A 20,894-nucleotide genomic window follows, 5' to 3' on the forward strand; every position below is an offset into this window, starting at 1 on the left:
CAGCGGAAGCGACGGTGACCCTGAAAGAGAGCAACGTGAACGAGGGCCCAGTAGCGATTGATGACACATATGAAACTCATAGTGAGACGCTGCTCTTCTCTGAGTCCTTTGAAAACATGACAAACACAGGTCGTTGGACAGTAGTAACTGGCGACGAACTGGGTGATTGGGAAGCAACAAATGGTCTAGAGATTCAGCGTGACGGTCTCATAGCTGAAGCGACAGACGGTGACTACCTCGCTGAGCTTGATGCTCATCAAAACACCGCGATCACAACAAGTATTAATACGTCAGACCAAGATAGCGTTCGTGTTGAATTTGATTACAACCCTCGACGAGACGGTAATTCATCTTCTGACATGACGTTTAAAGTCGGTGACACGTTAGTTACTGTTCACGCAGATGGATCTCTATCGGGTGCCGACGGACTTAATGTCCAAATAGGGCAACCTGACGCAAATGGTTGGTATAAGATCACGGCTGAGTTCGAAGTCCAAGGGGACGTTACGGACCTTACATTTGCAGGCGCTGGAGCTTCAGATAGCTACGGTGCGTTGTTAGATAACATTACAGTGACAGGTATTAATCAATCTAAACTTGTTACTGCTGAAGACACGTCTATCACGATTTCTTTTGATGAATTGTTAGCGAATGATACTGACATTGATGGTGATGAGCTCTCAATTGTTGTGGGTTCAATTACCTCCGCGACTAATGGTGAGCTGTTTGTCGACTACACAAACAATACAATTATATTCACACCGGATACCGACTATAACGGGGAGGCAACTTTTAAATATAAAGTGACCGATGGGAACGGTGGGGAAGATGAAGCAGAAGTTACGCTTAATATCACTCCTGTGAACGATGCACCAGTGCTGACAGGCGATCTGTTGGGTGAAGTGGATGAAGAAGGCAGCTATACCATTACGGCTGAGGATCTGGGCTACACGGACGTTGATGATACTGTCACAGGTGTGAACTTCACTGTCGGCAACGCGAGCAACGGCACAATTTTAGTCGGCGGTGTTCCGTCGAACCATTTCACTGTGGCGCAGTTGGCGGCGGGTGAAGTGACGTTCAAACATGACGGCAGCGAAACCAAGTCGGCGTCGTTCGATGTGAATGTTGAAGACGGCAACGAAGATGGTAGCACACCGGTAGACAGCACTTTCAACTTGACGGTGACGCCAGTGAATGATGCGCCGGAGCTGACAGGCGATCTGGCGGCGGAAGTGGACGAGGCAGGCAGCTACACGATCTCGGCAGCTGACTTGGGTTATACAGACGTTGACGATACAGACACAGGCGTGACCTTCACGGTCGGCAACGCGAGCAACGGCACAATCTTAGTGAACGGCGTCGCGTCAAGCAGCTTCACGGTGGCGCAGTTGGCGGCGGGTAAAGTGACGTTTAAACATGACGGCAGCGAAACCACGTCGGCGTCTTTCGATATTAACGTTGAAGACGGCAACGAAGATGGCAGCACACCGGTAGATAGCACGTTCAACTTGACGGTGACGCCAGTGAATGATGCGCCGGAGCTGACAGGCGATCTGTTGGGTGAAATGGATGAAGCAGGCAGCTACACCATCACGGCGGCAGATCTTGGCTACACGGACGTTGACGATACGGACACAGGCGTGAGCTTCACGGTCAGCAACGTGAGTAACGGCACAATCTTAGTGAACGGCGTCGCGTCGAGCAGCTTTACGGTGGCGCAGTTGGCGGCGGGTAAAGTGACGTTTAAACATGACGGCAGCGAAACCACGTCGGCGTCTTTCGATATTAACGTTGAAGACGGCAACGAAGATGGCAGCACACCGGTAGACAGCACGTTCAACTTGACGGTGACGCCAGTCAACGATGCGCCTGTAGCCATCAGTGATTCTTACAAAAACGTTCAAGAAACCATATTGCTCACTGAGTCATTCGAAAATATGGCAAACCCAGCGGGTTGGACGGTTGTTTCTAAAGACCCATCAGAGGTATGGGACTTTACTAATGGTATAGAGATTGAGCGAGACGGCTTAATTGTTGATGCTACCGACGGTGATTTTTACGCAGAGCTAGACCCACATAAAAACACGGTGATGACGACATCAATTGATACGTCGGATCAAGATTCTTTGAGGGTAGAGTTCGATTATAACCCTCGCCAAGACGGCAACTCGTCGTCTGATATGACTTTTACTGTTGGGAATACAACTATTACGCTGCATGCGGATGGAACAGTGACTGCACCAGAAGGCATTTCTGTAACACTAGATGGTCCGGATAACAAAGGTTGGTATCAAGTAAATGCAGAGTTTGATGTTAGTAGTGATGCTACTTTAATCGCTTTTGCTGGTGCGGGTAAATCTGATTCGCTTGGTGCGTTCATCGATAACATTACAGTTACCGGAATAGATGCACCCAAACTCATAACGGAAGAAGATCAGGCTCTTACTATTAGTGGTAGTGAGCTGCTAGCCAATGATTTCGATGTTGATGGGGATGACATAACCATATTTTCTGTCAACGCAACCGATGCTACAAACGGTTCTGTTCAGCTGATAGATGGCAATGTCGTGTTTGAACCTAACCAAGACTTCAATGGTGAAGCGACTTTCGAATACACCATTGTTGATACTCATGGTGAAAAAAGCACTACGACAGTGACCGTTAATGTCACACCAGTAAATGATGACCCTATCGCGAACGATGATTCAAGAGCGTTAGGTGATAACCTGATCGTCAATGGTAGCTTTGAAGACTATGAATCGGTATCAAATGCCGGATGGGGTTCTCGAATCGACCAACTAGATGGTTGGTCCTACGATGCAAGAACTGGTGCTTTAGATTCAGTTCAAGAAGGCTATGCTGTTGATGAAACAGACGGCGATCGTATGATTGATATGGAAGGTAACGGTGACAATGTAACCCTTACCCAACAAATTCAAGGTGTGGAAAGCGGTACCCTATACCAACTGTCTTTTGATACGGCAATGTACGAACGACTGCCGAGTGCTGAGCTTGAGGTTATTTGGAACGGTGAAGTTGTTGCTACGATCACCCCTGAAAGCAACATAATGCAAACTCAGTCATTGGAATTATTAGGTGGTAGTGGCGATGGTTCAAATACCCTTTCATTTAGAGAAGTTGGCACTGAAGGCGACAAGAGTGGGACTTATCTAGATAATATCAAATTTCAAGAAGTGATTAAAAACCTTCAGACACAAGAAGATATAACTCTCGATATTCCTAGTAGCGAGTTACTTTCGAATGATTCTGACGTTGATGGTGATACGTTAATTATTTTAGATAGTTTAGTGATTGATCCAACATACGGTCAGGTTGAGTTAGTTGAACTACAAGATGGTTCTCAAACCGTTCGTTACACTCCTGCGGATGACTTCAATGGTATCGCTACGTTTACTTACACAGTTTCTGACGGTAAAGGTGGTACTGATACCGCAGTGGTTACGATTAATGTCACTCCAGAAAATGATGCTCCAATATTTGTCAAAGATGGAGTGCCGATTGGCGATACTGATCAAATAAGTGTATCGACTAAAGAGGATAACTCTGTATCTGGTAAGGTTACTGCAACCGATATTGACGACACTGACCTGACTTACACGGTGAGCCAACCTACAAACGGTAGTGTTGAGATCGACCCTGAAACCGGCGAGTGGAAGTACACTCCGAACAACGAGTTTGATGGAGATGATTCATTTGTTGTTACCGTGTCAGACGGCAACGGTGGTACAGATACCGTTACAGTTAATGTCGATGTATTACCTGTAGCAGAACTGACTGTGACAGCTGGTCTACCAGTAACTGAAGGTGATGAGGCTTATCTATCATTTGACATCAATCTCGATGAGCTTGTCTCAGAGAACGTTGGTCTTGTTCTTACACTAGGGTCGGCAGGGGACTCTGCAACTAAAGGTGTCGATTACGAAGACACGATCTACGTTAAAGATGGACAAGATTATAAAGCGCTTTCAGAGCAAGAGCTTGCCGATCTTATTATTGCTAGCGGCTCTGATAGCTTAGAAGTCTTCATCAAGGTTCTTGATGATAAATTGCTAGAGGGTGAAGAAACTGTAACTCTAAAAGCTAGCTCAACTAGCGAGTTTGTTGAAAATGACAAACAGGACTCAGATATAGCTAGCATTGTCGATGAGGCAGACACAAACAAGGATACCGTTACAGTTGGCCTGACTGGTCCCGATTCAGTTATTGAAGGTGATAAGACAAGCCCATTTACGATTACGCTAAGTGAGCAAGTGCCTGAAGATAGTGTGGTTACTCTTCAGTACTCTTACACAAACGCGAGCAATGAAGATATTGTTGAAGTTATAACTGTAAACGTAGACGCAAATACAAATACAGCGACCTTTGAGATTCAAACTGAAGAAGACAACGAATACGAAGTTGGACAAGAGTTTAACGTTAGTGTTGTATCCGTAACCCAAGATGGTACCGATGTATTTGAGAAGCTAGATACGTCTAGTGCTGATAAAAATGTAGCTATTGACGATAGCCATGATAACCCGCCACAAGCTGAAGACTTCTCTATTTCTCTCAATGCAGATGGCTCTTCGCAAGTTATTTTCGATACCGGGATGGGGACTATCGAAGGTGATGGTACAGACCATATTTCTGATAATGAAGATGATAACGATAATGACGCAGATACAAATCTCGGCGTGATCATCACAGAGCTGCCTGATTCAGGAACTCTTTACTATGTCGATGGTAATAACAAGGTTGAAGTGGTAGTTGGGCAGACGTATGCAGATCCTAACAACATCGTTTATGAAGATGACCAAGAATCAACGGGCTTCTTCTTAGGTGTTGATGATACATCCACATTAGATAAAGGCCCTCATAGCACTGCAGAGTTCCATAACTGGGGTGATGAAGTAGATGCGTATACTCGCGAACTGAAGTTTGATAATGGTGATGTCGTCACCATTACCTCGGAAGGTCGAAATAACGTTGACGCTAAGCCTTTAGTGCAAAACAACAGTCAGCAAGGCCATATGGGTTTCGGTATTGCATCGACTAATCGCGGTATTCACCAAGACGAGGCGATCAACATTGATTTCTCTTCTCGTCCAGCGGACTCAGTAACGGTTGGTCTAAGTGGTTTGGGTGGTTGGTTTGCCCCAAATGCTGATGATAGTGTTCAATCAAGAGCTGAGATTACAGTCACCTTTGATTATGGTAATGGTGTCACAGAAGACAAAACCTTCCTTTATGATGACACCCACAATAATCAAAATGTCACGATTGTCGCTCCTGAAGGTGCTGAGATTGTTTCGGTGGAAGCAAGCACACAAGGACCAGGTAACTGGGAGCTGACTTCTCTTGAAGCTAAGGCGTCAGATTCATTCGAATATAAAGCGGTAGACAGTGATGGTAACGAAAGTGAAGTTAAGACAGTTACTATCGATAAGTCTGGTGACCTGAATGCGAATAACGATCCGCAAGGCTTCGAAGTTAAACTGGGTGAGTTCAGTGAAGACAACGACTCTCCATGGTCAGCCGAAGGCGCTGAGCTAAATGCTAGCTTCAATGGCCAAGATAAAGACTTCGCATACAGCGGCATTAAGATTGGTGTTGCCGGCAAAGTAGGTGGATTGGGTGCTCAGATTGAATATGATCGTGCAGAGCAGCAATCTGAGAAGTTTGAAATCAACTTAGATAGCCCTGCTACTCAGTTTACATTTTCAGTATCTAACTTGTTTAAAAACGAAGGTAATGACGGTGATTTCACTGATAACCATGAACAAGGCAGTTGGGTAGCGTACCTCAATGGCGTAGCGGTTGCAGGTGATACGTTTATTGCTGAAGACGGTAACAATAAAGGTACTTACGAAATAACACCGCTTGGTCCTGATGGTACTCCAATCGCGTTTGATACTGTGGTATTTGAAGCAACTGAGTATTCCAACCAAGCAACGAATGATAATGATGCGTCAGATTACTTCCTAACTGGTTTTAAAGCCTCTAGTGAAGGCGCGTATGCAGTGAATCAAGGCGGCATTCTTGAGATTCCAACATCGAAGCTTGCTGGCATTATCGGTTCTGAGCTTCTAAATAACGATATCGATTCAGATGGCGACAATCTACGTATTACCTATGTATACGGTGAAACGGAAGGTAATGCGTATATCAAAGACGGCATCGTATACTTTGATTTAACTGGCGATGATTTTGTCGGTGAAACAACGTTTAAATATCAGGTTACTGATGATAATGGCCAAATCGCGAGTGCTGAAGTTAATGTTATCGTCAACCCTTTACCGACTCCTTCTAGTGTTGCATCTGTAGACCTGCTAGCAGACTCAGTAGTTGAAGGTGATGATCTTGGCTTTAAAGTAATTCTGGATTCAAGTGCACTTGTTGAGTCTGTATTGGACGTTACTTTTGGTAAGAACACGGATGCTGCGAATGATTCGGGTGAAGAAAAAGATCTCGACTTGAGTCAGGTTCGTTTTACTAATGGCGTCACCTATGATCAGCAAAGTGGAAAACTGATTGTCCCAATTGGAGTGAAGGACTTTGCAATCTTGATTCCGACAATTGATGACAGTCTCCATGAGATCGCTGAAACCTACACCGTGACTGTTGATGGTGAATCTACAGTGGGCAGCATTACTGATAACGATGAAGCTCCAACTATCGATACAGTGAGCAACGCGGTTAATCCAAATAATGAACAAGTAATTGAAGGCGATGTAGCTGTCTTCACCGTGAACCTAGTTAACACAAGCAGTCAAGAGACTCAATTCGACTGGTCGTTAAACTCCGGTTCTGCCGAGCTCGGTGATAACAAAGATTTCACCGACAACGTAGAGTTCACTGAGGGAGTGACGCTTGTTAATGGTCAGCTTGTTGTGCCTGCGGGAGTAACGTCGTTTGACATCAAGGTACCAACTAACGAAGACGGCATTGATGAGTTAAATGAGAACTTCACGCTCGAAGTGGGTGGTAAGCAAGGTATTGCGACGATCATTGATAACGATGAAGCACCGCAAGCACAGGACTCACATGTCATTGGCGATGAGGCACAAGCCCAAGGTTCATCGATTACGTTTAAGTGGGCCGATTTCAATGTTTCTGACGCAGATTCTAGTGAATTGTCGATTGTTATCACTAGTGCTCCAGGTGCGGGTGATATGTATCTGTACAACGAATCTACTGATGAATGGGTTCTGTTAAATACTGAAACGATTGGTACAGGAGTATCAGTAAGCCAAGAGCAGATTGAACAAGGTTTCTTGATATTCAACCCAGTAAGCTATGAATCAAGTACATTAATGTCTGATGAAGAGAATGTAGCAACTGGCAATAATCAGCAAGATTATGCGGAGTTTAACTACCACAGTTCTGACGGCATCAACATCAGCTCTAGTACGACGATGTCGATTGATATTCGCCCTGATACGACACTTGCCAAGTTAGTTGTAGAAACACCAAATGTAGATTTAGATGAAGGTTTTAAGTTAGAGCAATGGGAAAACCTAGACTTTGATTACAACAATGGTAGCGGAGTGGCTCCAGACCTTGTTGAACAAGCAATCGAGTCTGCAGGTGTTGCCAACTCTTCAGAAGTTACACAGGCGCCAGACTTTGGCACTCAGAACTCTCCAGCTATCGAAAACATTTCGAGCAAACTTACTGGTTTAGTATTCCTAGTTGCTGGTGAGTCATACGTGTTTAGCGGTCATGCGGATGATTCATTTAGACTTGAAGTCGGTGGTGAAACCATGGCCTCTCAAACTTGGGGCGGAGGCGGTACCTATGAGTCTTCAGCCTTTGTACCATCGGCATCTGGTTGGTACACAATTACTGCATTCCACGACAACGAGGCTGGTCCAGGTAATGCCACTATCAGTGTCGCAGTTGGTGGTAATGAACCCGTAGACTTTAACACGGACAACTTCGATATTGTTCCGGATGTAAGTTCGCTTGAGGATAAAGTTAATATCGGGGCACAGGTTGAACATGAATCCTTAGAGGGTGGTTATTACCCAGCGTTCGATATTAATGAAGGGCTGGAAGATACCTTTATCAATGTCTCTAAGATAACTACGCAGCTTGTTGATACCGATGGTTCAGAGACGTTGAGACTCGTCGTGTCCGGTTTGCCTGAAGGTTCAATTGTTAAACTTGGAGATCAGGAGCTTGTTGTTAATGCTGATGGTGAAGTTGATATATCTGCTTGGTTAACATCAAATGGTACTGCCGAAACAGTGCTCGCTGATCTGATGATTCAGGTTGATGAGCCAGGCACTTATAACGTTAAGATTGAAGCGATTTCAGACGAAATTGTCGGAGATACCAGTGAGATTTCGAACGGGGCCTTCGACTTGATTGTTCATCCAGTGTCTGTTGGACCGGATGCTGAGAGTAAGGAAGCCTTTGGACAAGAAGATACTATTTTAGTGCTATCGATTGATGATTTTGGGATTGAGTCTGGCAACGATATAGTGATAACTCATCAACCACTCGATGGAGCGTTGGTGATTAACCTTGGTACTGTTCAAGAGCCAAATTGGCAGCCACTAAACTCGAGTCAGATTACATCGGCTCAATTAATTTCAGGCGTGATCGGCTTTAATCCAGATGCTAACGAATCTGGTTATGACGGCTTTAATGTTGATGGTTTAGGCAATAAATCGAATGACTACGCTGAAATTAAGTTCAAGGCTGTAAACGAGAATGGTACGTCAGAAGAGCATACGCTTACGGTAGATATTACGCCTGTGGCTGATGCCCCATTAGTAGCTGTTTCCATTGGGGATATTACCTTTTCCAACGGTATCGACGTATATCAAGAACTTGTTGGGTTCTCCCAGTTGACTACTACAGAGAAAAACACACTACTTACAGAACTTAAATTAGATGGTTTTGAGGAAGGCAGAGTACTTAACGCGGATATTCATGAGCACTTACATCAAGGCGGATCTAAGGACAAGCTTTATGTTGGTGACCAAAGTCAGGACTCGGACCACTATATAGGTGGTGCGGGCAACGATTGGTTCGTATCAGGCGCTGGAAATGACAAAATTGAAGGTGATGAAACTACCAGTGATATAGGTGTCGATGGGTATGACACTGTAATTTACTCAGGTCCAGTTTCTCAGTACATAATCACAGATCTAGGCGATCATGGTGGAGGTGTCGGCCACTGGCTAGTGCGAGATACGAAGGGGACCGATACACCTAATGATCAATATACTCCTTCTGATGAAAATGGAGACCACTTATATGAAATTGAACGATTGATTTTCTCTGATGCTATCGTTGAACTAAACAACATAGATGGAAGCTATCGTATTGTTCAACAACAGGAAATCCCTGTCGATATAACGGTTTCTTTGCAAGATACGGATGGCAGTGAAATCATTAAAGGTGATTCGGTTACGGTGAGTGGTATTCCGTCAGGGGCGAAACTGTATGTAGATGGAGTACTGCAAACGCCAGTCAATGGTACAAGTAATTACATACTTGCACTTGCTGTTGATGCAGCTGGAGTTGTGGGGACGGTAAGTGCTCAATTAGTATTCCCGGCGGATTATACTGGAAATCGTGATTTTGGTATTACAGTTGAAGCAGTTAGTGAAGAGCAATATGTTACGGGAGCGGACAAATTTGCAAGCTCTACGGCAACTGCAGAAATTGAGGTTCCTGAGCCCGTAACACCAACCACGATTAGTTCTTCTGGAGATGTCACCGACACGATTACCGTAGATGGAGCTGACCTTCAATGGCAGAAGCATCAATTCTCTGCTGGGAGTACAGAAAATGAGAGAACATCAACGTTTGATAATACAAACACCGATTACCTTGTTGATGTTGGCAAAGGTGGTGATTACGTTCAACTAGGAGGTGGAAACGACACGGTTTACCTTGGGGGGAGTGAGTCATTAGCCAAGAACCCTAAAGACGGTGCGGCTGAGCGTGATGATTTTGTATCGGAAGGCGATAGTTATAGACCAAGTATGAATAAGAATGACAGCATCGATATTGCTTTCACTGGTGACGGTAACGATACAGTTTACGGACAAGCAGGTATCGACGCTATCGATGGTGGTACTGGTAATGACTACTTAGATGGTGGGAGTGGTGATGACGCACTTAAAGGTGGAGTTGGTCAAGATACGCTGATTGGTGGTCTCGGAAACGATATCCTTATTGGTGGTGATGACGCTGATATATTCAAGTGGGTTGATGGTGATTTAGATGGAAGTACCGATCGAATCTCCGATTTTAGCATCGCGGAAGGAGATAAGGTTGATTTGTCTGACTTATTTGCTGATGCGCCAACTCAACAACAAGTCACTGAGTTGTTAGACAACATCGAGGTTGAAGGAGGCGAAGTTAACTCCGCCATGGTTGTAGAAAAAGATGGGCAGCAAGTTAAAATTGAATTTGATGGCCTCTCCGCTGCAGACTTGACGAATAGTTTGTCTGACATCCTAGTTATTAAAGACGATTGAGTTTGCTGATACTAATAAAAAACCGAGATTGAAGAATCTCGGTTTTTTATGAACTGTAACGCTGTTTCTTAGACTGGTAATTTGTATTTAAAGAACCTTACAAGCAAAACCTTTCAGGTAGAAACCTTCTGGGTAGGCTGTGTCTGTTAGATGATCGGCTGCTTGCTCGAAGCGCTCGACGAACTTAACCGTTCGGCCTGCATCTAATGCTGCATCAGCGATGATTTTTTGGAACAAATCAGTACCCATTAAGCCAGAGCAAGAGTAGGTGAGTAGAGTGCCGCCTGGTTTCAGGATTTGCATTGCAAGCATGTTAACGTCTTTATAGCCGTTGGCGCCTGAAGTTAGGTTATTCTTGCTTGAAACAAATTTTGGCGGATCCATAATCACTACGTCAAACTTAGTGCCTTGATCACGGTACTCACGAAGCAGTTTGAAAACGTCAGCGTTTAGGAATACAGCGCGCTTTTTCGAGATATCAAACTCATTAAGTTCAGCGTTGAATTTAGCGGTATCAAGAGCAAGTTGAGATACGTCAGCGTTGATAACACGCTTCGCGTCGCCTTTAAGTGCGTAAAGGCCAAAGCCACCTGTATATGAGAAACAGTTAAGGACATCTTTGCCTTTAACGTACTTCATCGATTCTTTGCGGCTATCACGTTGGTCCATGTAGAAGCCTGTTTTGTGGCCTTCCATAATGTTCACGCTGATTTTAACGCCATTTTCTTCAATCACGATAGATTTTGGTGGCTCTTCACCATGAAGAACGCCGACAACTTGTTCTAGGCCTTCTTTCTTACGAACTGCCACGTCTGAACGCTCGTAGATGTTGCAGTCAGGGAAGCACTCGATTAACGCTTCAACCAATACGCTTTTGTTAAACTCAGCGCCAGCACTTAGCAGTTGGCAAACAAGAAAGTCTTGGTATTTGTCGATTGTGATACCTGGTAAGCCATCAGACTCTGCGGCCGTTAGGCGGTAGCCCGTTAGACCATCACGTTCGATAATGTCTTCTCGTAAAGACTGTGCGTCTTGAATTCGTTTTACGAAGAACGCCTTGTTGATCTCTTCTTTTTCAAATGTCCAAACACGAGCTCGAATTTGAGATTCTGGTGAGTAAGCCGCTTTTGCAAGCCACTGACCATTTTGAGCATATACGTCTACAGTTTCACCTTGTTTTGGTTCGCCTTCGACCTTATCGATACCGCGTGAAAATACCCAAGGGTGTTTGCGGCGTAGTGATTTATCTCGGCCTTTAGCTAGATGAATTGAAGGAGTCATAATTTACTCTGTTTGTTGAATTTGAAGGAGGGGTATTGTCGGGGAAGTGCAGGTGAAAAGCAAATAAGAAAGGGCTGCAGAAGCAGCCCTAGTAATGATTAATCAACACATTGTGGTGGATATCAGTATTAAGCTTTAAGACCTGTCAGCAAACCTTCCATCGTATCGCTTTGTTTACGAAGTTGGTCAACATTGGAATTACTCTTACTGATCATCTCGCAGATACTGTCTGACTGATGACGAATCTCTTCAACACTCTGTGCAATGTTGTCAGCGACTACGCCTTGTTCTTCAGCCGCGGTAGCAATTTGAGTGCTGCTATCTGAAATAGACTGGTTTTTTTCCGCTAATGAACCGATCTCGACGTTCACTTCTGACATCAGTGTTTGGCCTTCGTTAGCATTGTTCACCGTGACTTCCATCAGCTTGGTCAGTGATTGACTGTTACGTTGTAATGATTCAATCATGCTTTGGATTTCAACCGTTGCTTGCTGAGTACGACCGGCAAGGGCACGAACTTCATCGGCAACAACAGCAAATCCACGACCTTGCTCGCCAGCACGTGCGGCTTCGATAGCGGCGTTCAACGCCAACAGGTTAGTCTGTTCAGAAATACCGTTGATGGTTGTGACTACTTCATCGATCTGCGCTGCGTTGGCATCCAGTTCTTCTACTGCTTGTGAAGCGGACTGGATCTCTTGAGATAGGCTAGAGATAGACTCCAGTGTATTTGAAACCTTGACTTGACCGCTCTGAGCAACGCCGCGAGCGTCCATCGTTTGTGAACTAGACTCATGAGCAAGGGTAGCGACTTCGCGAATGGTAGCCGCCATTTGTTCCGTTGCACTTGCCAAGCTATTCAGGTGTTCCTGTTGGTTACCTGAGATGTCTGAACTTTGTTGTGTTGACTGGTTCAAGTCCGAGCTGATTTGCTGCATGAGAGCGACAGACTCTTGGATTGATAGAACCATGTTTTGTTCACGCTCCGCAACTTTATCGATTGTAATCGCGATTTCACTGAACTCGTCACGAACTAAGAAGTAGTTCATGCGGCAAGTTAAGTCGCCATTCGCAAGCGTGTTCAGAGCTTTGTTCATAGAGAACATCGCACCGCCAATAAAGGTCATGATGTAGTAAACACCTAGTGCGATAAGCGTTAGGGTTACAGCGATGATAGAAACCTGAGTCGTCGATAGAGCAGACCAAAGGTTTTGGTCATGGTTAGCAACTAGGCTGAACGCTCCATTCATCACTGAAACAGAACCAGCACCGTAGCCTAAAGAGATGGTTTCAGAGCTGCTGACAAGCTGAGCTACTTGATCTTTAGTGAGTTGACCCGCTTCGATAAGCCCTTTCATCAAGAGCATTTCTTCTTGATAAAGGTGAGCAAGTAAAGAGTCCGCGGCACTATCTAAAACGAGAGTTAATATAACCAGGGCGAGAAGAGGCAATAAGAAGAGTAGATAGAACTTTTCTTGGATTTTTAGGTGAATGAGATATTTGTCAATCCAACGAAATGGGATTTCTTTCATAATCGTTATACTCGAAGTAAGTCCACCAATAAGCGGTGAATGAATAGAAACTCGACTATATCATTCATATAATTTATGAGGCAACGTTATGGAAAGTTCACAATATATTTTTGTCGTGTCAGGCGTAGTTCAATGTGTTGGGTTCCGTTACCACACCAGTAGGCAGGCGCAAGCTATGGGTCTCTCAGGTTATGCAAAGAACTTAAATGATGGTCGAGTTGAAGTGTTAGTTGTCGGAGAGAGTCAGCAAATTGAGAAGTTACATGCTTGGCTCTATATTGGCCCTTCGAGCGCAACAGTAGACAACGTTGTGATGCATCAAGTTAAAGATAGTGAGCGCCAAGACGTACGCATAGGGGCGTTTAAAATACTGTAGTTGTAGCACTACAGTATTTTATATTGAACGTAACTTAATGACCTAAAGCGGGTTAGGTTTTACAAGCACTTTGCTGGTTTAGGTAAACCGGCGAGCTTGGTCGCTTGTTTTGCAGGGCCTTTTTTGAATAACTTGAAAAGGTACTTACTATTGCCTTTTTCTGGGCCGTGAGCTTTTTCCATTGCTTTAACGAGCATGCGAACCGCTGGTGAGGTGTTGAACTCTTCGTAAAAGCTCCTTACAAAATGTACGACTTCTAAGTGTGCATCTGTAAGTTCAATCGCCTCGTCTTGAGCAAGAATTTCAATCATGCCTTCTTCCCATTGCGTGTAATCCAATAGGTAGCCTTGAGCGTCGGTTTCGATTTGCTTGCCGTTATATTCAAACATGTTTAATCCAGAATCCAATTAACTATGCGGATAGGGTACATGACCAAGTTTGTCTTTCTCAACAGAAATTGTAGCTATCCAATGAAATATCGTACTTATAGATACAAAAAAGCCCAAGAGGTAGGCTCTTGGGCTAGATATTCTTCAATGATGGGAACGATTAGTCGTCGCTGCCCATGATGCCTAGGATGCTTAGTAGGCTGATGAAGATGTTGTAGATCGATACGTACAAGCTGATCGTTGCAGAGATGTAGTTTGTTTCACCGCCACGAATGATGTTTTGCGTTGTAAGCAAGATAACACCAGTCGAGAACAGGATGAACATACCGCTCATTGCCAATGATAGTAGAGGCATTTGTAGGAAGATGTTTGCAACCATACCTACAAGTAGTACTACGAAACCCGCTAATAGCATGCCATTAAGGAACGACAGGTCACGCTTAGTTGTTAGTGCGTAAGCTGATGCGCCCATAAACGCCAGTGCTGTACCGCCAAGTGCAGTTAGGATGACATCACCCATGCCTGCGCCAACGTACATGTTTAAGATTGGACCGATGGTGTAGCCTAAGAAACCTGTAAATAGGAATGTGAAGACTAGACCCATGCTGTTGTCACGGTTCTTTTCTGTTAGGAAAAGTAGGCCGTAGAAGCCAACTAGCATGATAATAAGACCCGGGCGAGGAAGGTTCATCGCCATGGATACGCCTGCTACAACAGCAGACCAAAGTAGTGTCATAGACAGTAATGCGTAGGTGTTACGCAACACTTTATTGGTTTGCAGAGCACTTTCTTGAGATGCTGTGCGTGAAAACATAGGGCTGTTCATAATCTTCCTCGTAAGGTGACTTCAATAGTTATTAGTACATTTATGGGGGTGAAAGTTCGAAAAATCAAGTCTCTCATTCCTCTTGTATACGTAAAATAATAATCAAAATAGTCGGTTAAGTGTTTCTGAAGGTGTAACAAAGTATTTCTTAAAGTGCAGTTAAGGTTCGTTGTTCAATTTTAATCGCACTGAATCGCTGTTTATAATCTTGAAAAACTAATTATAACACTGAAAACAAAGAGGCGACCTAAGCCGCCTCTGTAGTTTATGCATCATAACACATTAGTGGTGTAAGATTTGGCTTAAGAAGTTCTGCGTTCTGTCTGATTGTGGGTTTTCAAAGAAATCGACAGGGTTGTTCTCTTCTATGATTTCACCGGCATCCATGAAGATAACGCGATCCGCGACCTCTTTAGCAAAGCCCATCTCGTGCGTTACACAAAGCATCGTCATGCCTTCTTCTGCAAGCTCAACCATTACGTCTAACACCTCACGAACCATTTCTGGATCGAGCGCCGACGTTGGCTCATCAAACAGCATCACTTGAGGGTTCATACACAAAGAGCGAGCGATAGCTACACGCTGCTGTTGACCACCTGAAAGCTGACCTGGGAACTTGTCCGCTTGCTCAGGGATTTTTACGCGCTCTAGGTACTTCATTGCAATCGCTTCGGCTTCTTCTTTTGGCATCTTTTTGACCCAGATTGGAGCCAGAGTACAGTTCTCTAATACCGTCAGATGTGGAAACAGATTGAAGTGTTGGAAACACATGCCGACATCTCTACGCACGGCTTCGATGTTCTTTAGGTCTTCCGTTAATTCATTACCTGAAACGAAGATATGACCTTTTTGGTGCTCTTCTAATCGGTTGATGCAGCGGATCATCGTTGATTTACCAGAGCCTGAAGGGCCACAGATAACGATTTTCTCGCCTTTTTTAACTTCTAAATTGATGTTCTTAAGTACGTGGAATTCACCGTACCACTTGTTCATGTCTTTCAACTCGATCATAAGACCTTGAGAGTTGTTTTCTGTCTGCTGCGTCATAATACGTCCTTGATCTTGTTAATTATCGTTTGTGACCGGTGTGAAGTCTGTTTTCTAGCCATATCGAATATCTCGACATGCCAAAACAAAACACCCAGAACACTAACGCGACAAATACATAACTTTCTGTTGAATACCCAAGCCATTCAGGGTCGGTATTCGCGGCTTGGCCAATTCCTAGTACATCAAACATACCAATAATCAAAACAAGACTGGTATCTTTAAACAAACCAATGAAGGTGTTCACAATTGAAGGAATCGTGATTTTAAGAGCTTGAGGTAGAATGATAAGCCCGGTCTTTTTCCAGTAGCTTAACCCCAGAGCATCAGCTGCTTCGTATTGGCCTTTTGGTATTGCTTGTAGACCACCTCGAATTACTTCGGCCATGTAGGCTGCACTGAATAGAACTACCCCTACAAGTGCTCGAATGAGCTTATCGGTTTCTGTCCCTTCTGATAAAAAGAGTGGCAGCATTACTGAAGCCATGAATAGAACTGTAATGAGCGGTACGCCACGCCAAATTTCGATGTATACGGTACACATACTGCGAATGATCGGCATCTCTGAGCGGCGCCCAAGAGCAAGTGCAACACCAATAGGGAGTGACACTACAATACCAACAAGTGCGATGACCAGTGTAACCAGTAGGCCGCCCCATTTATGGGTATCAACAACTTCTAACCCAAAGACGCCACCGTATAGCAAGCCAGCAATGATAAATGGGTAGATGTTGACGAAGAACAACCAAATCCACGTACGTTTAGGTGTTTTTTCATAAGCCAGTAAGGCTACAAAAATGGCCAACGTTGCATAGAAGAGGCGAGGTCGCCACAGTTCAGCTTCTGGGTAGAAGCCATACATGAATTGGTCCCAACGAACGCTGATAAAAACCCAACAAGCGCCTTCGCTAGTACAGGCATCACGTGTGGTTCCTATCCAGTCGGCACTGATGAATGCCCAATCCGCTATTGCCCATAATAGGGTGAAAGCAAAGTAAGCAAGAATCACAGTGACGACGCTGTTAACAGGTCCATTAAATAGATTTTTTCTTAACCAACCGACTGGCCCAACGGTATTCGCTGGAGGCGGAAGATCAGGTTGAAATTGATGTGTACTCATCTTATCTCTCCACCAATGCTACTTTGCGGTTGTATATGTTCATTAGAGCGGACGTTAATAGGCTCAAGGTTAGGTAGACGCCCATTGTCATCGCGATTACTTCGATAGCTTGTCCAGTTTGGTTAAGTGTTGTTCCTGCAAATACAGAGACAAGATCAGGATAACCAATGGCCATCGCAAGTGATGAGTTTTTGGTCAGGTTTAGATACTGACTGGTTAGTGGTGGGATAATGATTCTTAATGCTTGTGGAATGATGACAAGCTTTAGAGTTCTAGAACGTGGGATGCCTAGAGACATCGCAGCCTCAGTTTGCCCATGGTTTACCGCGTTAATACCTGAACGAACAATCTCAGCAATGAACGCTGCTGTATAGATACTTAAAGCGAGCATCAATGCAGCAAGCTCAGGGATTATCGTAACACCACCCTTGAAGTTAAACCCTTTCAACACAGGGTAATCTGCAGAGATAGGCATGCCCATAACAAAGTAAGTTATCAACGGTAAGCCTAAAATCAACGCAGCGGCAATTCGCAACATCGGTGTTTGTTGGCCGGTCAGTTTCTGTCTGTTCTTAGCCCAGATGTTGATAATAAACGTAGCGATAATACCGACAATCAATGATGCGATGACAATGCTACTGCCTTGCTCAAAGACTGGAGCAGGGAAGTACAACCCGCGTACGTTCAAGAAAATTGCTTCACCTAGACTCATACTTTGACGAGCAGAAGGCAAGGCTTGTAGAACGGCGAAATACCAGAAAAAGATTTGTAATAGCAGAGGGATATTTCGGAATATCTCAATGTAGACAGCTGCAAATCGGCTAACTAGCCAGTTTGAAGAGAGTCTAGCGATACCCATACTAAAGCCCAGCACTGTCGCTAGCATGATGCCGAGTACTGAAACCAAAGCGGTATTGAGAAGACCGATAAAGAATGTACGACCGTATGAGTAGGTCTCGTCGTATTCAATCAGTGTTAAGCCGATACCAAAACCAGCTTCTTGTGAGAGAAAATCAAAACCAGTGGTGATACCACGGGAATCTAAGTTTGTGAGTGCATTATTTACAATCGTGTAAAAGAAAGCACAAAGCGCCCCGACGGCGATAATTTGGAAAATGATGGAGCGAAAAGTGGGGTTGTAAAATAAGTTGGCACTTTTGGGCTGTGGCTTTGCCTGAGCTGGAGAAATAGTTTCATTAGGTTTCATACTACTATAACCTCAAATCCATTTAATAAATAGGGCGGAAAACTCCGCCCTAATTGATGCTTGAAAATTTATTAACGGATTGGTGGAGCGTACATAAAGCCGCCCGCATTCCATAATGCATTTACACCACGAGAGATTTGAAGTGGAGAACCTGTACCAACAGTACGCTCAAAACTCTCACCGTAGTTACCAACTTGCTTAATTACTTGGTAACCCCAGTCGTCGCGAATGCCAAGGCCTTTACCTTTAGGACCGTCTACACCAAGAATACGTTTGATGTTTGGATCTTTTGACTTAAGCATTTCGTCTGCATTTTTAGAAGAGATGCCGTATTCTTCCGCGTTAATCATTGCTGAAAGTGTCCACTTAGCAACGTTAAACCATTGATCATCATCCTGACGAACAACAGGGCCTAGAGGCTCTTTAGAGATGATTTCAGGAAGTACTTCTGCAGATTTAGGATCAGCTAGGTTTAGGCGAAGTGCGTATAGACCAGATTGGTCAGTCGTTAGCACGTCACAACGACCTGCGTCGAAACCTTTCGATGTTTGTGCTGCCGTATCGAATACCACTGGCTTGTAAGACATGCCACTGTTACGGAAGTAATCGGCTAGGTTAAGTTCAGTTGTTGTACCTGATTGAACACATACAGAAGCGCCATCAAGCTCTTGAGCACTTGTTAGGCCAAGTTCTTTTTTAACCATGAAGCCTTGACCATCGTAGTAGTTAACGCCTACGAAGTTCAGACCTAGAGCAGTGTCACGATGTAATGTCCATGTTGTGTTACGAGATAGTACGTCGATTTCGCCAGATTGAAGCGCAGTAAAACGCTCTTTTGCTGTTAGAGGTACATACTTAACTTTAGTCTTGTCACCGAGTACAGCCGCTGCAAGAGCTTGACAATACTCAACATCAATTCCTTCCCATTCACCTTTTGAGTTAGGGTTAGAGAACCCTGGAAGACCGGTACTTACACCACAAGTTAGAAATCCTTGAGATGTGACTTTGTCCAGAGTGCTTTCTGCCGCTGATGCCGATGTTGCCATCATCGCAGTTGATGCAGCTACTACTGAAGCAAGAAGTGTTAGTTTATTTGTCATTTGTATCCTTCCTTGTTAACCAGGTGACACCTGATACTCGTGCTCGTTTGAGTTTCTCTTATGTGTTGCGTTTTCTATGACCTTGTTGTTCAAATTAAACGAGTTGCATTTTGCAAATGAAACTGTGTGCGATTTAAACAACTGTTTATAAGGTTAGGAAAGGATCCGTAGTTTCACAAATGTATAATTTAAAAAGAATTTTGAATGAAATCACAAATCCGAACACAATTAGAATGACCAAATGTTAAGTGAATGTAAATAGTGCAACGGTTCACACTGTTGGTGCAACGAGATTTAGATTTTTATATTGATAATCGACTAGATAAATATTCTGAATAAACATCACAATGATGAAATATTAAACTTAAGAAATGTTGAAATTTGGTCAATAAATATTTTTATTACACTTCGATAGTTATGAATATGCTCCAAATTTGGTAGCATGGCTGAATAGTTATTGAAGTAGTCTCAAGGAAGAACATGCGTTATTTCCCAATGTTTTTGGATGTAGAAAATAAGCCAATCTTAGTGGTTGGTGGGGGTGAGGTTGCTTGCCGTAAAGTCGATAGCTTACTACGAGCGGGAGCGGATGTGACTTTGGTGTCTCCCAAGGTAGCGCCTTACTTAAAGCAGCTTGTGGACGAGAACAAGCTTCACTGGGTTCAAAACTTTTACTCGTCACAGATCATATCGAAAAATTACTTGCAGGTTTGGGCCACAACAGACAACCCAAGCTTGAATCACCAAGTGTATAATGATGCGAAAAAACTGGGCATTTTAGTCAATGTGGTTGACGATCTTCCTTACTGCGACTTCATCACACCTTCGATGATAAATCGCGGCAGAATCCAAATTGCCATCTCTAGTGGCGGGGCATCACCTGTTTTAGTAAGAAATATCAGAGAAAAACTCGAAACGGTATTGCCACAAAACATAGGTTTGATAGCAGACTTCGGTGCATCAAAACGCAATTCAATCAAAGAGTCATTCCCAACCGTCGACGAGCGTCGTAAATTTTGGGAGCGTTTCTTGTCATCCAGCTTTATCGAGCAGGTGAATGACAGAGAGCAGTTAGAGTCTTACTACCAGCAAGCGCTAACCGAAGGCATTGATAGCGAAGGGCAGGTCACTTGGATTGAATTCGAGCAAGATGTCGAGCTGTTGTCTATGAAGGCTTTACGTTTGATGCAGGAGGCAGAGCTCGTACTTTCACCGAGCGATTGTCCATTTGAATTTATCGACCTGTGCCGCCGAGATGCAGAAAGAGAGAACTACGCCAACAGCGGAGAGCTATCAACAAAGCTTGAGCAAGCAAGAGCAGAGAAATTACGAGTGTGTGTGTTTATTCCACCAGCAAGCGTAGAGTTTAATCTGTTGGTCGGCAAAGACCTAAAATTGTCAGCAGCCCAAGTACTCAGTTGAGGTAATTGCTTCTAGTTGAAATGAGAGCTTTCTGGTTGTTTGAAATCGGCTAGAGGCTCGGAATAAAACTAAAGCTGGACCAGATAAATAAA

11 protein-coding genes are annotated in these 20,894 nt (G+C 44.1%); 3 read left to right on the forward strand and 8 right to left on the reverse strand.

The window, feature by feature from the left end:
• The first annotated feature begins 35 nt into the window (after positions 1–35).
• Positions 36–10,502, forward strand: a complete 10,467-nt coding sequence (locus AB4154_RS02735) for a tandem-95 repeat protein (RefSeq protein WP_372122126.1) — start codon at positions 36–38, stop codon at positions 10,500–10,502.
• Between the two features lie 87 nt (positions 10,503–10,589).
• Here the strand turns inward: AB4154_RS02735 and AB4154_RS02740 are convergent, their stop codons facing one another.
• Together AB4154_RS02740 and AB4154_RS02745 are read right to left on the reverse strand one after the other, a co-directional pair.
• Positions 10,590–11,783, reverse strand: a complete 1,194-nt coding sequence (locus AB4154_RS02740) for a class I SAM-dependent methyltransferase (RefSeq protein WP_017059708.1) — start codon at positions 11,781–11,783, stop codon at positions 10,590–10,592.
• A 128-nt stretch (positions 11,784–11,911) separates the two neighbouring features.
• A complete protein-coding gene (locus AB4154_RS02745) occupies positions 11,912–13,315 on the reverse strand; it encodes a methyl-accepting chemotaxis protein (RefSeq protein ID WP_017068925.1) in 1,404 nt (467 codons plus the stop codon).
• 88 nt (positions 13,316–13,403) lie between these two features.
• Here AB4154_RS02745 and yccX point away from each other — a divergent pair, with 88 nt between their 5' ends.
• Positions 13,404–13,691 (forward strand): acylphosphatase, encoded by a 288-nt coding sequence (gene yccX / locus AB4154_RS02750; RefSeq protein WP_017059706.1) that lies wholly within the window; start codon positions 13,404–13,406, stop codon positions 13,689–13,691.
• Between the two features lie 59 nt (positions 13,692–13,750).
• Here yccX and AB4154_RS02755 read toward each other — a convergent pair whose 3' ends face one another.
• The 6 genes from AB4154_RS02755 to AB4154_RS02780 form a co-directional block, all read right to left on the reverse strand.
• Positions 13,751–14,080 (reverse strand): TusE/DsrC/DsvC family sulfur relay protein, encoded by a 330-nt coding sequence (locus AB4154_RS02755; RefSeq protein ID WP_017057205.1) that lies wholly within the window; start codon positions 14,078–14,080, stop codon positions 13,751–13,753.
• Between the two features lie 160 nt (positions 14,081–14,240).
• A complete protein-coding gene (locus tag AB4154_RS02760; RefSeq protein WP_017057206.1) occupies positions 14,241–14,906 on the reverse strand; it encodes a Bax inhibitor-1/YccA family protein in 666 nt (221 codons plus the stop codon).
• Between the two features lie 282 nt (positions 14,907–15,188).
• On the reverse strand, positions 15,189–15,953 hold the full coding sequence (locus AB4154_RS02765; protein WP_017059704.1) for an amino acid ABC transporter ATP-binding protein: 765 nt from the start codon (positions 15,951–15,953) through the stop codon (positions 15,189–15,191).
• A 22-nt stretch (positions 15,954–15,975) separates the two neighbouring features.
• Entirely contained in the window at positions 15,976–17,073 is a 1,098-nt protein-coding gene (locus AB4154_RS02770; protein WP_017066317.1) for an amino acid ABC transporter permease, read from the reverse strand.
• A 1-nt stretch (position 17,074) separates the two neighbouring features.
• The gene (locus tag AB4154_RS02775) at positions 17,075–18,280 is read right to left on the reverse strand and encodes an amino acid ABC transporter permease (protein ID WP_017063829.1); all 1,206 of its coding nucleotides are present in this window, start codon (positions 18,278–18,280) and stop codon (positions 17,075–17,077) included.
• 71 nt (positions 18,281–18,351) lie between these two features.
• Positions 18,352–19,380, reverse strand: a complete 1,029-nt coding sequence (locus AB4154_RS02780; protein WP_017059701.1) for an amino acid ABC transporter substrate-binding protein — start codon at positions 19,378–19,380, stop codon at positions 18,352–18,354.
• Positions 19,381–19,860: 480 nt separating this feature from the next.
• On the opposite strand from AB4154_RS02780, the gene AB4154_RS02785 reads away from it, so the two are divergent.
• Positions 19,861–20,802, forward strand: coding sequence for a bifunctional precorrin-2 dehydrogenase/sirohydrochlorin ferrochelatase (locus AB4154_RS02785; protein WP_136974301.1), 942 nt, complete (start codon positions 19,861–19,863; stop codon positions 20,800–20,802).
• Positions 20,803–20,894: the final 92 nt, after the last annotated feature.

This window comes from Vibrio sp. 10N.286.51.B11, from assembly GCF_041469245.1.
In the GTDB taxonomy this organism is placed as follows: Bacteria; Pseudomonadota; Gammaproteobacteria; order Enterobacterales; family Vibrionaceae; genus Vibrio; species Vibrio crassostreae_C.